We start from the raw sequence: 17,796 nt of genomic DNA, 5'->3' as shown, positions 1-17,796 counted from the left end.
AACCCTGTGGCGTAGAACTTCAATCAATCACAACCACCACGTTTCTGACAAGATGCGCAAAGCTGAGAAATGCCGCTCCCCACCGGAAAGCGAATGAAGCATCGTAAGCGACTCAATGGCAGCCAATGACCACATCCAATTATCTGGATCGTTTGCACCATCTCAACTGACACTGGAAAGGCGAGGGGATGGGGGGAGTAGCCTCAAAAGCGAAGGCATGAGGACCGTGCAAGCGAAATATTCTCGAAAAGGAGCCGATGATGGGTGACCTGCGGATAACAGCCGTGAAGGCCATGCAAATTCTTGATTCCAGAGGTTTTCCCAACGGTGCAGGTCCAACTGCGTGACGGCGGTGTGCGCTGGTCCGGGCGCGGAGTGAGCCAAGCCGTTGCTGCTGTCACGGGTGAAATGGCCGGGTTGCTTGGCTCCCAGGCGTGGGGCTCGCTGGCACAGCTGTATGCCGCTTTGTGCGAGCTGGACGGAACGGCAAACAGGGGCAGACTGGGAGCGAGCAGCGGCTGCCCATTCCCCACTTCAACGTGATCAACGGCGGCGAGCACGCGGCAAACGAACTGGCATTCCAAGAATTCATGATCGCCCCGTTGGTGCAAGCAGCTTTCCGGAAGCGTTGGAATGGGGCTCCGATGTCTACCACGCATTAGCGCGAGTGTTCCGTGGCAGGGGTTTGGCCACGGGCCTCGGCGATGAGGGCGGTTATGCGCCGGAGATTGCACGCCTGGAGGAGGCGCTGGACCTGATTCTGGCAGCTATCGAGGCCTCGGGACGTACTGCCGGGGAAACCGGCATCATGATCGCTCTGGACCCAGCAGCTAATTCTTTCTTCGCTGACGGGGCCTACCGTGTCAACGACCAGGTACTTACACCTGAACAGATGACCGACTATTACGGAAAGCTCCTGGATAATTACCCGATCCGCAGACTGGAAGACCCCCTGTCAGAGGACGATCGCCAATCATGGCCCGCGTTGGTCCAGAGCCTTGGGGCCCGCGTGCCGATTGTGGGTGATGATCTCTTCGTCACCCAAGCAGCCCGTGTCCGCGACGGCATTGCGGTAGGGTCCGCCACGGCGGTACTGATCAAGCCCAACCAGGTGGGCACAGTCACCGAAACCCTCGAAACAATGACGGTTGCAAAAGCCGGTGGATTCACCGCAATGGTCTCCCACCGCTCTGGGGAAACCCTCGACAGCTTCGTCGCCGACCTTACCGTGGGTTCCGGCTGCGGCCAGCTCAAGTCAGGGCCCCAGCTCGAGGTGAAAGACTCGCCAAATACAATAGATTGTTGGAAATTGCAGAAGCCAACCCGTCGTTGGCTTTTGGCCTGGCGCCCGTGCCAAGCCGTAGCTGAGTGGCTCAGACAGCGCCAGCGTGCGTGTCGTAGTAGCCGCCCGCCGTCACGAGATCTGGCTTTCGGCCTGCTGCTCCCGTGAGGGGCGCAGCAGACCGGAAGCGGCGATCGAGGCGGCCATCCAAGCAGCCGCATAAGTGAAGGCTACAGCCGGGGAAAAAAGGGCCCACAGAATGCCGGCAGTCATTGTTGCGCCCAGATCGCCAAATGATTGCACCAGGCCCAACAGGCCGTAACCATTGCCGCGGAGCCTCTCTGGTAGCGCTAGTGCAACAGCAGTGGACTCCGCTGTTTCGGCAAAGCCGATGCCCACCCCGGCCAGCAGGAACCCGGTCAGAATCAGTGCCGATGACGAGGTGCTGAAAGCGAACAGTAGGTAGGCGCCCACATACACTGCACTGCCAGCAGCGAACACGGGACCCGCACCGATCTTGTCCACTAGCGGACCAGCTACGAGTGAAGCAGCAGTGGCTGCCGCATTATGGGCGGCGTAAAAGAAAATGGCCAGTGCTGCGGCCGCAGTCGCAGTTCGTCCGCCGCTGCTGAGCACTTCCGTGGCACGCAGAATCAGAAGCGTTGTGGCCAGGTTCCCAAGCTCGAAAAAAGCAACCGGCACTAGTGCACGGGCCGCACCACTGCGGCGAAGTTCTCCAAGGTTGAAGCTTAGCCGGGTCCTGTTGGCTGGTGCCGACAGCATGGTCCGGGCCTGGCGTGCGGCGATGGATATGGCAACGGCAGCTAACACGCCAGGGATGATAGAGAAAAAAATTGCTTGGCGGATGCCGATCACACCCACGAGGAGCCCCGCCACGAGCGGACCGGCAATGGCGCCGGCATTGTCCCCAGCCCGTTCAATGCCAGCTGCCCGCCCATAGGCGGCGCGCGGCGCCAAGGAAACCAACATAGTGTCTCTGGCGGGGGACCGAACGCCACGCGCGGACCAGGCAAGGGCACGCAATGCAGCCACCTGCCACACCATGGTGCAGAGGCCGATCGCCGCCGTGGCCACGGCTGTCAGCAAGTACCCGGCTGAGGCCACTTTGGACCGGCGCGAGGGTTCATTGGCCAATGGGCCACCAGCCAATTTACTCAGTCCAAGCAATGCATCGGATGCTCCTTCAATGGCGCCCAAGGCAGCCGGTCCGGCATGCAGCGTGGAGGTCAAAAAAGATGGGAGTAACGAGGTGACGAGTTCATGCCCGGAATCACTGAGAAATGATGTGCCACCAATGGCAAGAATGCCCCTGCTGAGCCACTTTTTCGGGGCTGTGGGGGATGACAGGCTGGGTTCCATGCTGGGAGATGGGTGATCATCACCTCGCCCATCGATTGAAGCATCCCCATTCATGGCAGCATCCCCACCCTTGTTCTCATCCACCGCCAGTGCCGGATTTGTTAGTGCCACATTCCATGATTTCTTTTCCTCTGACGGCAGTGGTGTGAACAACTACTTGTCATGATCCGCGCCCCCGGAGCAGTAGACAAGATGCCGACTAAGGAAAACTTTTTCTCACGTGCAGACGCCTGCTGCGATAAAATAGCAATTACCGGCGATGGACCCCGCCCGAACCACAACTCGGTTCGAACCGCCTCTTGGCTCATGGTTCCTGTCTCAACTGCAGGATAGAGGCACGGTCATGTTCACGGATGAAGGAATCTTGGGGACGAGGAAACCAGCCCCAGAGAACTTAGCAACACTCGTGGGAAGAGAGCCGAAACCTGAAGGTTTTGTCAGCATTCTTTTCCCCACAGGCAGCCCAAGGGAGCTCGTAGAAGGAGAGGCAACGAGATTTCTGGTTGACCTACAAATCAACCAGATCATCGCGGCGACTGTGGCAGGACGGGAGCAATACCAGCTCAAGCCGTATTTCTACCTGCCGCTGCAGGACCTGGATGTGATCAGCTACAGACACGAAGTCTTCAATGACCTCGCCCAGGCAAAACTGCGCAGGGTTGTGGATGGCTTTGCCCGGGCAATGCTCGAGATGCGCCGGGACCGCGCATTGGCAGACGGATTTCGGGACGAGCGCCAACGTCAGGCCATGCTGGTTGACGCCGCCAGTATTTATTGTGCAGCCGTGACGGAGCTGAATGAGACCTTGGCTGATGCAGCCCCGGCTTCCCGGGGTCTGCGGGCGTTCGGGATCTATCTTGCCGGATATGTGAAGTCTTCCGGTTTCCTAGCAGTAGTCAGCGATGCCGCGCAGGTACAGGAAGCCTTGGCTAAAGTCCGCTACTGCGTAGGCATCAAAGGAAACCGTGTCACCGTCACACGCGAAGAAGATAGCGCCGATTACACTGCCGAGGTGCGCCAGACGTTTGAGAGATTCAGCCAAGGACAGGTCAAAGATTACCGCAGGCAAAACGGTAAGACCATCGTGGACATGAACCACGTTGAGAGGTGGATTCTGGACGGGGTGGTGCAGCTTTTCCCTGGTGAATTCTTGGCCCTTCAGTGCTTTGAATTAACCCATACCGAGTTTGGAAATGAACTGGTGGCGGCCTTTGACAGAGAAATCCAGTTTTATCTTGCCTATCTTGATTTGGTGGCCAAGCCTACTGCGAAGGGGCTTTCCTTTTGTATGCCGGCGGTGAGCCATAACAAGGAAGTCCACGCAAAGGAAACATTCGATCTAGCACTGGCAATACAAATCGTTGCCCGGGCACGGTCGGTGGTCACCAATGACATAGATCTGGGCGGAATTGAACGCATTCTTGTTGTCTCCGGACCAAACCAAGGAGGCAAAACAACGTTTGCACGAACCTTCGGCCAACTGCATTATCTGGCAGCCCTTGGCCTGCCAGTGCCAGGAAAACAGGCGCGGCTGACCCTTCCCGATGCGATCTTCACGCACTTTGAATTGGGTGAGAACACTAAGGACCTGCAGGGGAAATTGATGGATGATCTGGTCCGGATCCATGACATCTTGGATGCGGCAACTCCGCGAAGCCTTCTAATTCTCAACGAGATATTCACCTCCACCACCTTGGGTGATGCCATCGACTTAGGCACCAGAATATTTGCGCAGATACAAAGTACCGACCTTGTCTGCGTATGCGTCACCTTCGTGGAGGAACTTTCGCGCTTGGGCCCAACAGTGGTCAGCATGGTCAGCACCGCTGAAGCCGAAAATCCCGCTCAGCGCACCTTCAAGGTCGTCCGTCAACGAGCTGACGGTTCGGCCTATGCCATGGTGTTGGCACAGAAGTACGGCCTGGACTACGGATCCCTGAAAGGGCGGATCAACTCATGAAAACTTTTCTGCTGTTCAAGGATCGGGACTTTCATCCGGATGCGCGGTGGAGCGCCAACGATTCGGCACTGCACAAAGATTTGGATCTGGGCCGGCTCATTGCGGCCATGGCGGCAGGGGATGACTACATTGCCGACGTTGCATGGTCAGTGCTGCGTGCGCCAATGATGAGCCTTGAGGACATTGACTATCGCCAGCACGTGCTCATCGACGCGATGGAAAATTCGGAGTTTGTTCGCGAACTGTACGTGATGGCGAGAGAAACCATTGAGGGGGAACAAAAGATATACCGCAGTATCTTCAGTCGTTCTCCGTCAGCACTTCTGAACCAGTCAATACAGTCCCTGGAAATGTTGGTCGGCGTCCTTGGACGGCTCAAAATCATGTGCAGTGAAACCCAGGACGGGTTCCTCTCGCAAGGTTTTACCCGATTCGTGGGGATGGTGCTGGCGGAACTTGATGAAAACTACCTTGCAGAGATCAACGAACATTTACGGCATTTGCGGTTCAAAAATGGGACGTTGCTGGCAGCTGGCTTGGGACGGGCAAACAAGGGCCACGACTACACACTCTCAAATCCGGGCCCGGACACCCGGAATTGGTTGGCGCGAATGTCCGGCAAGAGGCCGCAGAGTTTTTCTTTTCACATCAACGATCGTGATGAAGAGGGGTTTCGGGCATTGGGCGAGCTGGCAGATCAGGGAATCGGTTTGGCAGCTGATGTCTTGGCACAATCGGATGATCACATCATGAATTTCATCAAAATGATGCGCCAGGAACTGGCCTTCTTTGTGGGGTGCATCAATCTCGAAGCAGCGTTTTTAGATGCAGATGCCCCGCTTTGTTTCCCCAAAGCGGAGACATCCCCCGAGATGGCACTCTCTGCGATGGACTTGCGGGATGTGTCCTTGACAGTGGCGCGTAAGGGGCCAGCGGTTGGGAACAACATCAATGCTGACGGCAAGTCCCTGATCATGATCACCGGAGCCAACGAGGGCGGAAAATCAACGTTCTTGCGCAGCATGGGAACGGCGCAACTAATGATGCAGTGCGGCATGTTTGTCTGTGCCCGGTACTTTAGCGCAGGCATTGCCGCTGGCCTCTACTCGCACTACAAGCGAGAAGAAGTTCTCGGTCTCAAGAGCGGAAAGCTGGATGAGGAATTGGAACGCATGAGCGGCATCGCAGATGTTGTGAAGCCCCATGCCATGGTGCTCTTCAATGAGTCGTTCTCTTCCACGAATGAGCGAGAAGGCACAGTTATTGCCCGTGACATTATTCAGGGCCTGATAGACAGCGGCATGCGCGTGGTGTTTGTTACCCACTTCTATGAGCTTGCCGAAAGCGTCCATGCCTTGCATGCGGCAGGGTCACTGCTGCTAAAAGCGGGACGCACCGATTCCGGGGGCCGTACCTTCACGGTGGTGGAGGGTGCACCAGAACGCACCAGCTATGGGAAGGACCTCTACGCCAAAGTGTTCATGGATTCTGGTTCGGTACTGATGAAAGAAGCTGATCATGACAGCGGGCAATGAATCACCCATCTCAGCCGTGGATTCGATGAACCTTGGGCTTCCGTTCTGGCTGCCGCCCTTCGGCCGGGGCAATGGACGCCAGGCACTGTACTGGGCCGCCCTGGCCGATCTGCCCGAACGCATGGTCGACCCGGCCCTTGCCGCACTGGGTGCTGAAGACATCCCTGCATGGGCATCTCCCGTCCATTCCGGACCCATCCATTCGGTGCCAGCAAATTCAGGGCCAAGCCATCCCGAACCCAGCCATCCCGAACCCAGCCATCCCGAGCCACGCCATCACAGGTGCGGCCACTATGGGGCGTCCCACCATCATGAGCCGGAACCTGGTGAAGCTCCCTACCGGTTGTGGGTTGCAACCATGAGATACGAGCGGGCAGAGGACATCATGCTGCGGGTCCTCAATGACGGGCGCTAAAATGCCGACGCAAGGCTAGGCTGGGAATCCCAACGAGGAAGCGGTGCCTGCCTTGAGTGAAATATTCTTTCCCCAGATGTCCGGAGACGCCAATGAGCTGGGCGTCCTCGTTGAATGGCGCGTACCGAACGGGCAGAAAGTTGCTCCCTACCAGGTTGTTGCTGAGGTGACGGTGAATAAGTTCGACGCCGAAATCAACTCCCCGGCCGCTGGCACCTTGAGCTGGCTCGTGGCCGCAGGCGAGGAAGTACGCCAAGGCGATCCCATTGCCACCGTTGATTGAGTAGCCAAACCTTAAAGCTCGACGGCGGGAGGTGAGCTTGGTTGCCCAAGCTCACCTCCCGCCGTCGTACTTCTCTAACGGATGGGCTTACTTCTGCAGTCCGGCGGGGACGTCATCCGGGTTGGAATCGGTGACTGCCGCAGCTAGGCGGTCATCCCAAATCTTGCGGATGTGCGCCGGGGTAGCCGGGGTGAGCAGCGAGACCACCACGTAGACCACAAGAGATGCGGCGAGGCCGAAGTAGATGGGCTCGTTCGCGTAGATGCCGTCGGCGCTGGGGATGACGGCCGTGGCGTACAGGACTAGCAGGACGATGGTGAGCAGGCAGCCGACGGCGATGGACCAGGCAGCGCCCAAACCGGTTCCGCGCTTCCAGACCAGGCCGCCAATGATGGCCACGAGCAGGCCGCCAACAAGGATGTCGTAGGCGATGGTCAGTGCAAATACCACATCGTTGACCACGATGGAGATCAGCACAACCAAGATGCCCAGAACCAGCATGTACCAACGGTTGGATTTGAGATCGTGCTCGGGGTTGGAGGTGTCTGAGGTGTCAATTTCTTTGCCGAACCAGCTGGCAACGAAGGGGACAACGTCCTTGCGGGCCACGGTGGCGGCCGCGATCAACGAGCCGGAAGCGGTGGACATCATGGCTGCCACAGCGGCGGCGAGAACAATGCCGCCAATGCCGATGGGCAGCAGGTTGGTAGCTACCTCGGCGTACACAACGTCCTTGCCCAAGGCTGCGACATCAATGGAGGGTAGTGCCACGCGGGCGGCCAAACCGATGAGGGCGCCGGCCACACCATAGAGGATGCAGTAGATTCCAGCCGTCGCGCCGCCCCAGCGAGCCACCTGCGGGGTGCGCGCGGTGAAGACGCGCTGCCAGATGTCCTGGCCAATGAGCAGACCCAGTGTGTAAACCACAAAGTAGGTGATGATGGTCTGGATGCCAATGCCGTCCCACTGGAAGAAGCTTGCATCAACGCGTTCCTTGATGCCGTCAATGCCGCCGGCGGCATTCCAGGCGAAGGGGAGCATGAGCAAAAAGACGCCCACGGTCTTGATGATGAACTGCACCTGATCGGCCAGGGTGATGGACCACATGCCGCCAATGGTTGAGTACACCAGCACAATGACACCGCCCACCGCGATGGCCAGCCAATGCTCCCAGCCGAACAGCACCACGAAGATGGTGGCGTAGGCGCCTGTTGACGTTGCCGAGATCATGATGGTGTACGCCAACATGACAATGCCGGAAACCTTGGTGGTCTCCTGGCCGTAGCGCAGGCTGAGCATCTGCGAGACCGTGTAGATCTTGAGTTTTTGCAAGGTGGGGGCAAAGAGCAGGCTTAGCAGCAGCACTCCCACGCCAATGGCAACCACGAGCCACATGCCGGAGATGCCGAACTTGTAGCCAAGTCCCACACCACCCACTGTGGAGGCGCCGCCAAGGACCACGGCGGCCATGGTTCCGGTATAGAGGAAGGGGCCTAGCCGGCGTCCTGCCACCAAGAAGTCGCTGTTATTTTTGGTGCGGGATTTACCCCACCAACCAAAGGCCAGCATGGCCACTAAATATAAGACGACGATGGCTATGTTTAAGTCCACGCGATGCTCCAGTGTGCGAAGTAGTAGGATCCCCAAGAAATATTGCCTATAAAGCAACGTTTGTTGTCTATTAGGCTAAACTGTGATGGTAGTTACAGTCAATGTGCCGTTTAAAAATGGGCTGTCGAGTTATGAGGAGCCGCCATGAAAGCTTTGCCCCTAGAACCCAGTGCCGACCCGGTAGCCATTGGTTCGCGCCTCCGCGCGGCCCGGCAAGATCAGCGGCTGACCATTGAGCAAGTGGCCGATGCAACAGGTCTGACGAAGGGGTTCCTCAGCAGGGTTGAACGCGATTTAACCTCACCTAGTGTGACTTCTTTAGTGACGTTATGCCAAGTTCTCTCCATCTCGATCGGTGATCTCTTCGCTGCCCCAGAGATTCATGTCAGCCGGAAAGGTGAAGGTCCGCGGATCTCTTTGGGCGGCGAAGGCATTGTGGAACGGCTACTGACGTCCCGCGCCGAACGGCGCTTGCAGATCCTCGGGGCCACCATTGAACCTTTTGGTCGAGGTGAATCCGAGCTGTATGCAGTGGACTGTGACCTTGACGTCTTGCACATTATCAGCGGGGAATTGACCCTGCGGATGACGCATGAGTCCTTTGATCTGAAGGCAGGAGACACGCTCTCATTCCCGGGACGGGAACCGCACAGCTGGGAAAACCGGACCGCCCACCCCGTCGAAGCCCTGTGGATCTTGGTGCCAGCAGCCTCGGGCTCTGGCGGCTCCTGACGCTAACCGAGCGTTGGATTAGCCTACGTGGACCCAGGGGCGGCGGGTGAGATCGGGCTCGGCCTCGCGCAGTACCTCGCGAGTGACCGGGGCAATTTCACCCTCGCCGATGAAGACGAACTTAATCATGTTGGTGATGGGGTTGCCCTCGTTCCAGCGGAAATAAATGTGCGGGATCAGCCCTGTGGCGTCGCGAATATGGAGCAGTACGGCGGCAATGGTGTTGGGCACGTTGGAGGCGTGCACCTGCAGGATCTTGTAGCCGTGCCGGGTGATGCCTCTGACCTCCAACGCGGTTTCAAAGTCTGAGGAATCATCCACAATCACCTCCATGAACAAGGCGTCGCGCGGATTGCCGATCCCGTTCACAGTTGCTGCGTGGCTTAGCTTGCGCCGGTACGCTGCGGCACTGCGGGTCTTTGGATCGTGGGAAATAATGCGGATGGTGCCCTCATCCACGGCGGCAACGAAGCCCATGGCCGCCTCATCCATGCGGATATAGCTTGCCCGCAATTCGAACGAGCGGCGCAGCCTGGAGATGAAGCTGACAACCACAATGCCCAAAATGAACAGCAGGGCAATCTTGAGCCCGTCGGGGCGTTCTATTGAGTTGGCCACGGTGGTGTACATGAAGACCAGTGCCACGGCGCCGAAACCAATCGCCTTCTTGCGTTCGCGTTTGCGCTTGGCGGAGAGCGTCACGGCAATGGCCGCAGAGGTGATGAGCACCAGCACACCGGTTGCGTAGGCACCGCCCTGGGCATCGACGTCGGCCTTGAAAATGAGGGTGATCAGGACAGCGATGGCGGCAAACACCAGCACCAGGGGCCGGACCGCTGCGGCCCATTGTGGGGCCATGCCAAAGCGGGGGAGGTAGCGCGGGACGAGGTTGAGCAGGCCTGCCATGGCGCTGGCGCCGGCGAACCAGAGGATGGCGATTGTGCTGATGTCATATGCGGTGCCGAAGCCCTCGCCGAGGAGATCGTGGGCAAGAAAGGCCAGTGCGCGGCCATTTGCGGCGCCGCCAGGCTGGAATTCGGCGGCCGGGATGAGAATGGTTGTGGCCAGCGAGGAGGTGATCAAGAAGGTGCTCATGATGACGGCGGCTGTTGTCAGCAGCCGTTGGGCGCCCTTGATGCGGCCCTCGGGGTTCTCGTCCGTGTCGGTGGGGTGGCCCTTGATCTGTGGCATGACGGCCACACCGGTTTCAAAGCCGGAGAGCCCCAGAGCCAGGCGTGGGAACACCAGCAGGGCCACGGCCACCACCATGACGGGGTTGCCGTGCTGAGTTGTCAGGGCGCTCCACCAATCGGTGGTCAGCAGTGGGCTTCCCACCACGTGGACAAGGGAGACTGCGATGACCACCAGGTTCAGTGCCAGAAATACCGCAACCAGCACCACCGCTATGCTGATGGCCTCCTTGAAGCCACGCAGGAAGACGGCCGCCAGGGCCGCGATCAACACCAACGTGATGATGACGTTTTGTCCGTGCAGGAAACTCGGAGCGAAGGGATTTTGAATCACGTGAGCTGTGGCGTCCGCGGCGGACAAGGTAATGGTGATCATGAAATCGGTAGCGGCGAACCCGAGCAAGGCCAGGACAAAGAGCTTGCCCCACCACCGTGGCAACAAATTTGCCAGCATGGCAATGGAGCCCGCACCGTACGGACTTTCCCGTGCCACCCGCTTATACACGGGCAGGGCGCCAAAGAGGGTGACCAGCACCAGCACAATGGTGGCCAACGGTGCCAGTACCCCGGCAGCTAGGGCAGCAATGGCGGGCTGATAACCCAAGGTGGAAAAGTAGTCCAAGCCCGTCAGGCACATGACCCGCCACCACGCGTGCCGCTTGTGGCTCTCATCTGGACGGCCGTGCGGTCCCTGCTGGGTGCCTGATGCTTCCGGTAGCCCCTCTAGTAGCCACTGGCGCAGCGCGGCCTTGCCCCGAAGTTTCTCAGGTCCGCAGGGGTCTGCAGGAGCTTTGGAGAGGGATGTCACGGGAGGCCTTTCTTACCAATGGCCACCGAATGGCGGCTCATGGAGACTAACACCGGCGTAGCGGTAAAAAGCCCTCTCTTGACGAAATCTATACGGTATTCTCGCGGCATTGAACCGGAGATGTTGTATACGCCACACAAAAGCGCTTCAAGGCGTGAAGAAAGTATCTTCTATGAAACTTTTGGTTCCCATTAGTGAACATCGGTTGTACGATGGTGAAGAGTTGCCAGATGTGACGCAGGTCTACTGTCACTGAGGCTATATAGAAAAATTCTCGCAAGAAAATGAGGACGTCCATGAAAGAGATCCGCATCGAAGCCAATGGCAACCTGGGGCCCATTGATTCCTCCCAGATCCCGCGCTATGCCGGCGCCGCAACGTACGCCCGCCTGCCGCGCCTGGACCAGGTGGCACAAGCCGACGTGTCCGTGGTGGGCGTTCCCTTTGATAGCGGCGTCTCCTACCGGCCCGGCGCGCGGTTTGGCGCCAACCACGTCCGCGAGGCCTCACGTCTGCTGCGCCCGTACAACCCGGCCTGGGACGTTTCCCCCTTTGAAAACTGCCAGGTGGCCGATGCCGGCGATATGGCCGTGAACCCGTTCAACATCAACGAAGCCATTGAAACCATCCAGCAAAATGCGCTGGATTTGACGGCGGGCGGCTCGAAACTGCTGACCATCGGTGGCGACCACACCATCTCCTTGCCGCTGCTGCGTGCTGCCGCCGAGCGTGCCGGCGAGCCAGTGGCCATGCTCCACTTTGACGCGCACCTGGACACCTGGGATACGTACTTCGGTGCCGAATACACGCACGGTACCCCGTTCCGCCGTGCCGTCGAGGAAGGCATCCTTGATACCGAGGCCATCTCCCACGTGGGAACCCGCGGACCGCTTTACGGCAAAAAGGACCTCGATGACGATCACCGCTTTGGCTTCGGGATTGTCACCGCGGCCGATGTCTACTACCAGGGCGTGCTGGAAACCGTGGCGAAAATCCGTGACCGTATTGGCAAGCGCCCCCTGTACATCTCCGTGGACATTGACGTGCTGGACCCGGCCCACGCCCCCGGCACCGGCACCCCTGAGGCCGGTGGCATCAGCAGCCGAGAACTCATCGAGATCATTCGCGGCTTCCGCGGCATGAACCTCGTAGGCGCTGACATCGTGGAGGTGGCCCCCGCCTATGATCACGCCGAAATTACCGGCATCGCCGCAAGCCATGTGGGCTTTGAACTGGTCACCCTTATGGCGGATAACCACGTTGCGGGGGACCGCTTCGGCGCCCCCAACGGTTACGCAGCCCAAGCCCTTGATGCCGAAGAACGACGCCGGCCTGCCGGCTTTGCCCCTAACCTCACCACCGAAGGCGGTTCCAAGTGACTCCCCAGCGCAACGGTGGCGATCTCGTTGTCGAGACTCTGACAGCCCTGGGTGCCAAAACTGTTTTCGGCATTCCCGGCCAGCACGCACTGGGCCTCTTTGACGCCCTGAGCCGCTCGCCCCTGCACTTTGTTTCCTCCCGCGTGGAGAATAACTCAGCCTTTGCCGCCGACGGTTACTCCCGCGCCACGGGTGAAGTGGGCGTATTGTTCTTGTCCACCGGTCCCGGCGCACTGACCGCCCTGGCCGGCCTGCAGGAAGCCTATGCCACCGGTGTGCCCATGATCGTGGTGGCCAGCCAGATCCCCCTGGAGGGTTTGGGCGCCCGCCGTAAGGGGATGTTGCACCAGCTCGATGATCAGAAGGCATCCGCCGCAAACGTGACCAAGAGCCAGCGGCTCATCCAGCATGCCTCCGGGATTCCTTCGGCGATCCAGGATGCCTGGACTGAGGCCGTGTCCTCACCGCAGGGCCCTGTTTGGGTGGAGGTGCCGCAGAACGTGCTGCTGGACCCCATCTTTGTGCCGGCCGTAGAGGACGCGCTCGCCGAGCCGTTTGATAACCCGCCGCGGGTGGAGTTAATTCGGGAAGCCGTGAAGTGGCTGAGCGCCGCCCAGCGTCCGGCCATTGTGGCTGGCGGTGGCGTACGCCGCGGTCATGCCAAAGAGCAGCTGCTCTCCGTGGCGCAAAAACTCAACGCCCCTGTGGTTTGCACACCGGGCGGCAATGGTGCTTTCCCGTGGAACCATGAACTCTCGCTGCAATCATGGGTTGAGGACCGCCATGTCACCGAGGTCCTTGAAGATGCTGATGTGTTGGTGGTGATCGGATCCTCCTTGGGTGAGGTCTCCAGTAACTACTTCACCATGGAACCGCGTGGGCGCATCATCCAGATTGACGCAGAACCCCGGGTTCTAGAATCCAACCGGCCTGCGCTGGGCATCCGTGCCGACGCCGGCCAGGCCTTGAGCGCGTTGGATGAGGCCCTTGATGCTTTCCTCAGTGCCGATGCGAACTGGCACGGAGCAACCCCGCAGGCCGTCGTGGCTGACACACTCGCCAAGGTCCAGGCCCGCCTGGACGGTCAGGATCTGGCCCTGGAACGCAAATTCATGGCTGATATCCGCGACGCCGTCCCGGCCGATATGCAGACCTTCTGGGACATGACCATTTCCGCATACTGGGGCTGGAGCTGTTGGGATTCCAAGGACGGGGAGTTCCACTCGGCCCAAGGCGCCGGAGGCCTCGGCTACGGTTTCCCGGCAGCAATTGGCGGGGCGCTCGGGCTGCAAAGCCACGGTAAACCCGCCCGCGTCTTGGCAGTGGCCGGGGACGGCTCCTCGATGTACTCCATCTCGGAACTGGCCACGGCCAAGCAGCACAACGCCCCCGTCACCTGGCTCATTGTGGATGACGGCGGCTACGGCATCCTGCGCGAATACATGATCGATACCTTCGGCAAAGCCACGCACACGGAGCTGGCCCGCCCGGACTTTGTGAAACTGGCGGAAGCCTTCGGTGTGCCCGCCCGCCGGGTTGCCCCCGAGGACGTGGGGGACGCGCTGCGGGAAGGGTTCGCCGCTGACGGACCCAATGTTGTGGTGGTTGATGTGCTGCTGAAGATGTTCGGCCCCACGCACCTGAATCTCTAACCCGCTTCTCCACCTACAGCGCCGGGAGGTAGTAGTTATGTTTGGAGGCCGGTCCACCGGCCTCCAAACATAACTACTACCTCCTAGCAGGCTATGAACCTGACGTTCGACGGCGGGCGGTCACCTTTCAGCGCGAAGGTGGCCGCCCGCCGTCGTTGTGCCAGTGCAGGAGGCCTGTGTGAGGCACTGGGAGGGATGGCCAGCTGTCATATAGGGAGTATCCGTTGACAAGGTGTGATGGATCACATCTACTTTAGGTAACATCATGTTACCAATGGGTGCGTGGTGTCGGAATCATCCGATCGTATCTATAAGGGGAAGCATGCTGAACTCCGAACTCGTGGCGCGCGTCAGCGCTGCAGGGATCAATCCACCACCACCTCCGCAGCGGCGGCGCCAGCGCAAGCGCCGCGCCGCCATCGGTTCTGCTGTGGGAGCGGTGCTGCTGGCAGCTTTTGTCATTCCGCTGGCCGGGACGCCAGCACAGGCTGCCACCGAGACACTCTTCGAAGCCGAGGCTGCCACGAACGTGTTCACCGGAAAGGCTGTGGTGCAGGACCGCCCCGGCGCCTCCGGAAATAAAACAGTGGGATACGTGGGCGGCGGGAACGGCAAAATTGGTGTCAAGATCAACGTCATTGACCCTGCCCGGACCAAATTGCACCTGCAGTACGTCTCCGGTGAGGACCGGGATGTCTCCGTCCAATGCAATGACGGCGTAGCTACTTTGATTGATCTGTCACCGAGTCCCAGTTGGGAACAGTCCAAACGGCATCAGCTCAGTTGCGCCAACCTGGTGGCAGGAGAAAATATCATCACGTTCTTTAATGCCACAGGCCCGGCCCCTGACATTGATGCCGTGATTGTTGAGACGGCTGCGCAAACACTTTTTGAGGCCGAAGCCGCCGGAAATGATTTTGTTGGCAAGGCCGTCATTCAGAACAACACAGCGGCCTCCGGTGGCAAAACCGTGGGCTATGTGGGCGGCAACAACGGCCAAATCGGGATCAAGGTCAGCATGGAAACCGCAGGGGACAAGGAGTTTGAACTCCAATACCTCTCACCCGATTCAGGCAAACGCAATGTCAACGTCCAGTGCGAAGGCAGCGAGAAGGTGTTGCTGGATCTGGCCGTGGCACCTAATACCAGCACGCCCCTGCGCAAAGCCTTCTCCTGCTACCTGCACGTGGGCATCAACACCATCACCGTGTGGAACGCCAACGGCCCGGCCCCTGACATTGACGCCATCATCTTGAAGACGGACGGATCCGACGGCGGCACGCCCACGAACGTACCTACCGACGGAACCGGGGGTGAGACTCCTGATCCGTATGCGGACAACCCCGCGGCGGCTATGCCTATGGCAGATCAGGACAATGCTGGAAAATGGACCAAGATTGAGGATTACTCCTCCGAATTTAATGGTGTTGATCTGGATGAGGGCTTCACCCGCTTCACCGATCAATGGGGGTGGCGTGCCGAATGGCGGTGGGAAGATGATGCTGCCGTGGTCAAGGATGGGAATCTGGAACTGACCCAGTCCTACGATCCCACCTCGGAATTCAACATCACCCCGAGCAAGTGGCAGACCAACCTCATCGATGTGAACCTGCAGAACAACAATGCGGACACCGTCACCTCCTATGCGGCACACACAGGCAAGACCGGGCTACGTCACACGTATTACAACCAGTACGGCACGCGCACCCAGCAGAGCTTCTCTGGGCTGGCTGCTGGAAGCTACACACTATCTGCCTGGGCAAAGACCACGGGAACCCAAGGCTCCGTGGCTCTGGCAACCCAAGGCTGTGATGGAAGCTCGGAGGTGAACAGTGCCAGCATTCCGCGCAGCAATGGTGCCTGGACCCAGTATTCGCTGGCGGTATCCGTCACTGCGGGAAGCAACTGCCAGGTGGGGCTGCAATCGAATGGCGCTGACTTTGCAGACGTCGCCATGTTTGACGATGCCTCCTTCAGCGCAGACTCTGCCCCTGTAATCAACAAGCTGGCCAACCCCGGTTTTGAGGAAGTCGCCACAACGTACAACAAGTCAGGCGGCGTCCAGCACAAGGAAGCCATCAAGTTCGGCTACTTTGAAGTCCGTGCACAGTCCGGCACCCCGTTCCCGGGGACCTGCCTAGCCTTCTGGCTGGACGGGCGCGAGGGCGACTACGCCACCGAGCTGGACATGGTGGAGATGGGGCAGAACCCGAGTCGGCCCGGATCCGTCGACTTCGCCAAGCACCGCTGGCCGTCCAAGGCGCTTGGACCCAACCATCAATCCGACGGCGGCTCCACCTTCCAGGCGCCCTGGAACCCGTCAGAGAGCATGCATAACTACGGTTTCGAATGGGGACCGGGCGTTCAGCGCTGGTATGTGGATGGTGTGTTGCGCCGGGAAAGCAAGGACCCTGTCTACGACCCCGCCGAGCAGATCATGATCCTCTCGGTCGGTTTACGAGCTCCTTACGTCAATAACCCCGGCGCTTACCCCAACGCTTACGACAACGCTGAGCCGTCCAAGTTCGATTACGTGCGTGTATGGAAGAAGCAGTCCATGACCATTGACAGTGCGGTGGAGGGGAACTATCAGTCCTCTTTCGTCTTCCCCGCAGAGTGGACCGCGAAGCCGGCAACAGGAGCCCTGGGCGGTACGGTGCGCACCTCAAGCACCGCAGGCTCATCCTGGAGCATGCGCTTTGACGGCGACGGCGTGGCTGTCACCGTACCGGTTGGTCCCGGCCAGGGCCAGGTGGCCTATGCCATTGACGGCGGGGATCCCGTCATCGTCGATCATGCGGCGGCCGCTGATGCCATCTCCACGGTGTGGACCAGCCCCACGATCAAGCGGGGTAAGCACGTTCTGACGGCCACGGTGGTGGGAGTTGCGCGGGCCACGGCACTTCCCGTGTCCGTTGACTCCGTAGCCGTGCTGAACAGCGGTGACGCCGTCGTTGCCGACATCACCGTCGTTCCGGAAGCAGTAACCTTCGATGCAGCCGCAGGCACCTACACGGTTCCCGGCACCACAGGAATCGAGTACGTGGTGGATGGTGCCGTAGTTCCGGCGGGCAGCCACCCGTTGCCCAAGCTGGTGACGGTCACTGCGCGAAGCGTGAGCGGTTACGCCATTGCAGATGGTGCTGAAACCTCGTGGAGCTACGCTGCCGAGGTAGTTCCTACTGAGGAGCCCACGGTTGAGCCGACTGAGGAGCCCACGGTTGAGCCGACTGTGGACCCGACGGTTGAGCCGACTGTGGACCCGACTGTGGACCCGACGGTCGAGCCGACGGTGGAGCCCACTGAGTCGGCGCTGCCGAGCCCGAGCCAGAGCCCGAGTGGAACCCCGAGCCCTGCGCCCAGTGCCACAACAACCACTGCGGCCGAGGATGGGCTGGCCAGTACGGGTGCCAGCTCGCCTGCGCTCGCACTGGGCATCCTGGTCCTGCTGCTCGCAGGAGGGGCCTTGGTGCTGGGAGGTAAGGGCCGTCGCAAGGCCTGATCAGTAGCCGGATGCCGGCAGGCCAGTAGTCGCTGAGCCTGCCGGCACTGATCCGGTTGGAGAAGAC

At 59.7% G+C, this 17,796-nt stretch carries 12 protein-coding genes and 1 pseudogene; 10 read left to right on the top strand and 3 right to left on the bottom strand.

All coding sequences use genetic code 11. From position 1 onward, the window contains the following. Nucleotides 1-327: 327 nt before the first annotated feature. Both CVS29_RS19165 and CVS29_RS02990 read left to right on the top strand, forming a co-directional pair. Complete coding sequence (locus tag CVS29_RS19165; protein WP_315914304.1) at nt 328-543, top strand: hypothetical protein; 216 nt, start codon at nt 328-330, stop codon at nt 541-543. Then, nucleotides 468-1,450: pseudogene (locus CVS29_RS02990) on the top strand (enolase C-terminal domain-like protein). Before CVS29_RS19165 ends, CVS29_RS02990 begins: the two are co-directional and overlap by 76 nt. Here the strand turns inward: CVS29_RS02990 and CVS29_RS02985 are convergent. Next, the gene (locus tag CVS29_RS02985) at nt 1,415-2,773 is read right to left on the bottom strand and encodes an MFS transporter (RefSeq protein ID WP_211315080.1); all 1,359 of its coding nucleotides are present in this window, start codon (nt 2,771-2,773) and stop codon (nt 1,415-1,417) included. The pseudogene CVS29_RS02990 and the gene CVS29_RS02985 overlap by 36 nt on opposite strands. A 232-nt stretch (nt 2,774-3,005) precedes the next feature. Here CVS29_RS02985 and CVS29_RS02980 point away from each other — a divergent pair, with 232 nt between their 5' ends. Genes CVS29_RS02980 through CVS29_RS02965 form a run of 4 tightly spaced genes read left to right on the top strand, consistent with a single transcriptional unit; the run spans nt 3,006 to nt 6,855 of the window. After that, a complete protein-coding gene (locus tag CVS29_RS02980; protein WP_170120877.1) occupies nt 3,006-4,622 on the top strand; it encodes a MutS-related protein in 1,617 nt (538 codons plus the stop codon). After that, nucleotides 4,619-6,157 carry a MutS-related protein gene (locus tag CVS29_RS02975; protein ID WP_110104805.1) on the top strand — a complete coding sequence of 513 codons (1,539 nt, stop codon included), beginning with the start codon at nt 4,619-4,621 and terminating at the stop codon, nt 6,155-6,157. The genes CVS29_RS02980 and CVS29_RS02975 overlap by 4 nt, the downstream gene beginning before the upstream one ends. Then, on the top strand, nt 6,141-6,572 hold the full coding sequence (locus CVS29_RS02970) for a hypothetical protein (protein WP_110104804.1): 432 nt from the start codon (nt 6,141-6,143) through the stop codon (nt 6,570-6,572). Before CVS29_RS02975 ends, CVS29_RS02970 begins: the two co-directional genes overlap by 17 nt. A 52-nt stretch (nt 6,573-6,624) precedes the next feature. Beyond that, a complete protein-coding gene (locus tag CVS29_RS02965; RefSeq protein WP_146212980.1) occupies nt 6,625-6,855 on the top strand; it encodes a biotin/lipoyl-containing protein in 231 nt (76 codons plus the stop codon). An 87-nt stretch (nt 6,856-6,942) separates the two neighbouring features. On the opposite strand, the gene CVS29_RS02960 is transcribed toward CVS29_RS02965, so the two are convergent. After that, nucleotides 6,943-8,424, bottom strand: a complete 1,482-nt coding sequence (locus CVS29_RS02960; RefSeq protein WP_110104955.1) for a sodium:solute symporter family protein — start codon at nt 8,422-8,424, stop codon at nt 6,943-6,945. A 186-nt stretch (nt 8,425-8,610) separates the two neighbouring features. Between CVS29_RS02960 and CVS29_RS02955 the strand changes: the two genes are divergently transcribed. Continuing rightward, a complete protein-coding gene (locus CVS29_RS02955; RefSeq protein ID WP_110104802.1) occupies nt 8,611-9,198 on the top strand; it encodes a helix-turn-helix domain-containing protein in 588 nt (195 codons plus the stop codon). Between the two features lie 18 nt (nt 9,199-9,216). Here CVS29_RS02955 and CVS29_RS02950 read toward each other — a convergent pair whose 3' ends face one another. After that, nucleotides 9,217-11,196, bottom strand: coding sequence for an APC family permease (locus tag CVS29_RS02950; protein WP_110104801.1), 1,980 nt, complete (start codon nt 11,194-11,196; stop codon nt 9,217-9,219). Nucleotides 11,197-11,492: 296 nt separating this feature from the next. Between CVS29_RS02950 and speB the strand changes: the two genes are divergently transcribed. The 3 genes from speB (at nt 11,493) to CVS29_RS02935 (ending at nt 17,729) form a co-directional block, all read left to right on the top strand. Next, a complete protein-coding gene (gene speB, locus CVS29_RS02945) occupies nt 11,493-12,575 on the top strand; it encodes an agmatinase (RefSeq protein ID WP_110104800.1) in 1,083 nt (360 codons plus the stop codon). Further along, nucleotides 12,572-14,227, top strand: a complete 1,656-nt coding sequence (locus CVS29_RS02940) for a thiamine pyrophosphate-binding protein (protein WP_110104799.1) — start codon at nt 12,572-12,574, stop codon at nt 14,225-14,227. Before speB ends, CVS29_RS02940 begins: the two co-directional genes overlap by 4 nt. A 322-nt stretch (nt 14,228-14,549) precedes the next feature. Then, entirely contained in the window at nt 14,550-17,729 is a 3,180-nt protein-coding gene (locus CVS29_RS02935; RefSeq protein WP_170120876.1) for a family 16 glycosylhydrolase, read from the top strand. The last annotated feature ends 67 nt before the right edge of the window (nt 17,730-17,796 follow it).

Origin of the sequence: Arthrobacter psychrochitiniphilus (assembly GCF_003185915.1) — a bacterium.
Classification (GTDB): domain Bacteria; phylum Actinomycetota; class Actinomycetes; order Actinomycetales; family Micrococcaceae; genus Specibacter; species Specibacter psychrochitiniphilus.
This window is presented reverse-complemented; position numbering and strand designations above follow the sequence as displayed.

Excerpts from the sequence above, each read along its gene's own strand:
- CVS29_RS02975 (WP_110104805.1), top strand. The coding sequence starts at position 4,619 with ATGAAAACTTTTCTGCTGTTCAAGGATCGGGACTTTCATCCGGATGCG.
- CVS29_RS02980 (WP_170120877.1), top strand. The coding sequence starts at position 3,006 with ATGTTCACGGATGAAGGAATCTTGGGGACGAGGAAACCAGCCCCAGAG.
- CVS29_RS02935 (WP_170120876.1), top strand. The coding sequence starts at position 14,550 with ATGCTGAACTCCGAACTCGTGGCGCGCGTCAGCGCTGCAGGGATCAAT.
- speB (WP_110104800.1), top strand. The coding sequence starts at position 11,493 with ATGAAAGAGATCCGCATCGAAGCCAATGGCAACCTGGGGCCCATTGAT.
- CVS29_RS02970 (WP_110104804.1), top strand. The coding sequence starts at position 6,141 with ATGACAGCGGGCAATGAATCACCCATCTCAGCCGTGGATTCGATGAAC.
- CVS29_RS02955 (WP_110104802.1), top strand. The coding sequence starts at position 8,611 with ATGAAAGCTTTGCCCCTAGAACCCAGTGCCGACCCGGTAGCCATTGGT.
- CVS29_RS02960 (WP_110104955.1), bottom strand. The coding sequence starts at position 8,424 with ATGCTGGCCTTTGGTTGGTGGGGTAAATCCCGCACCAAAAATAACAGC.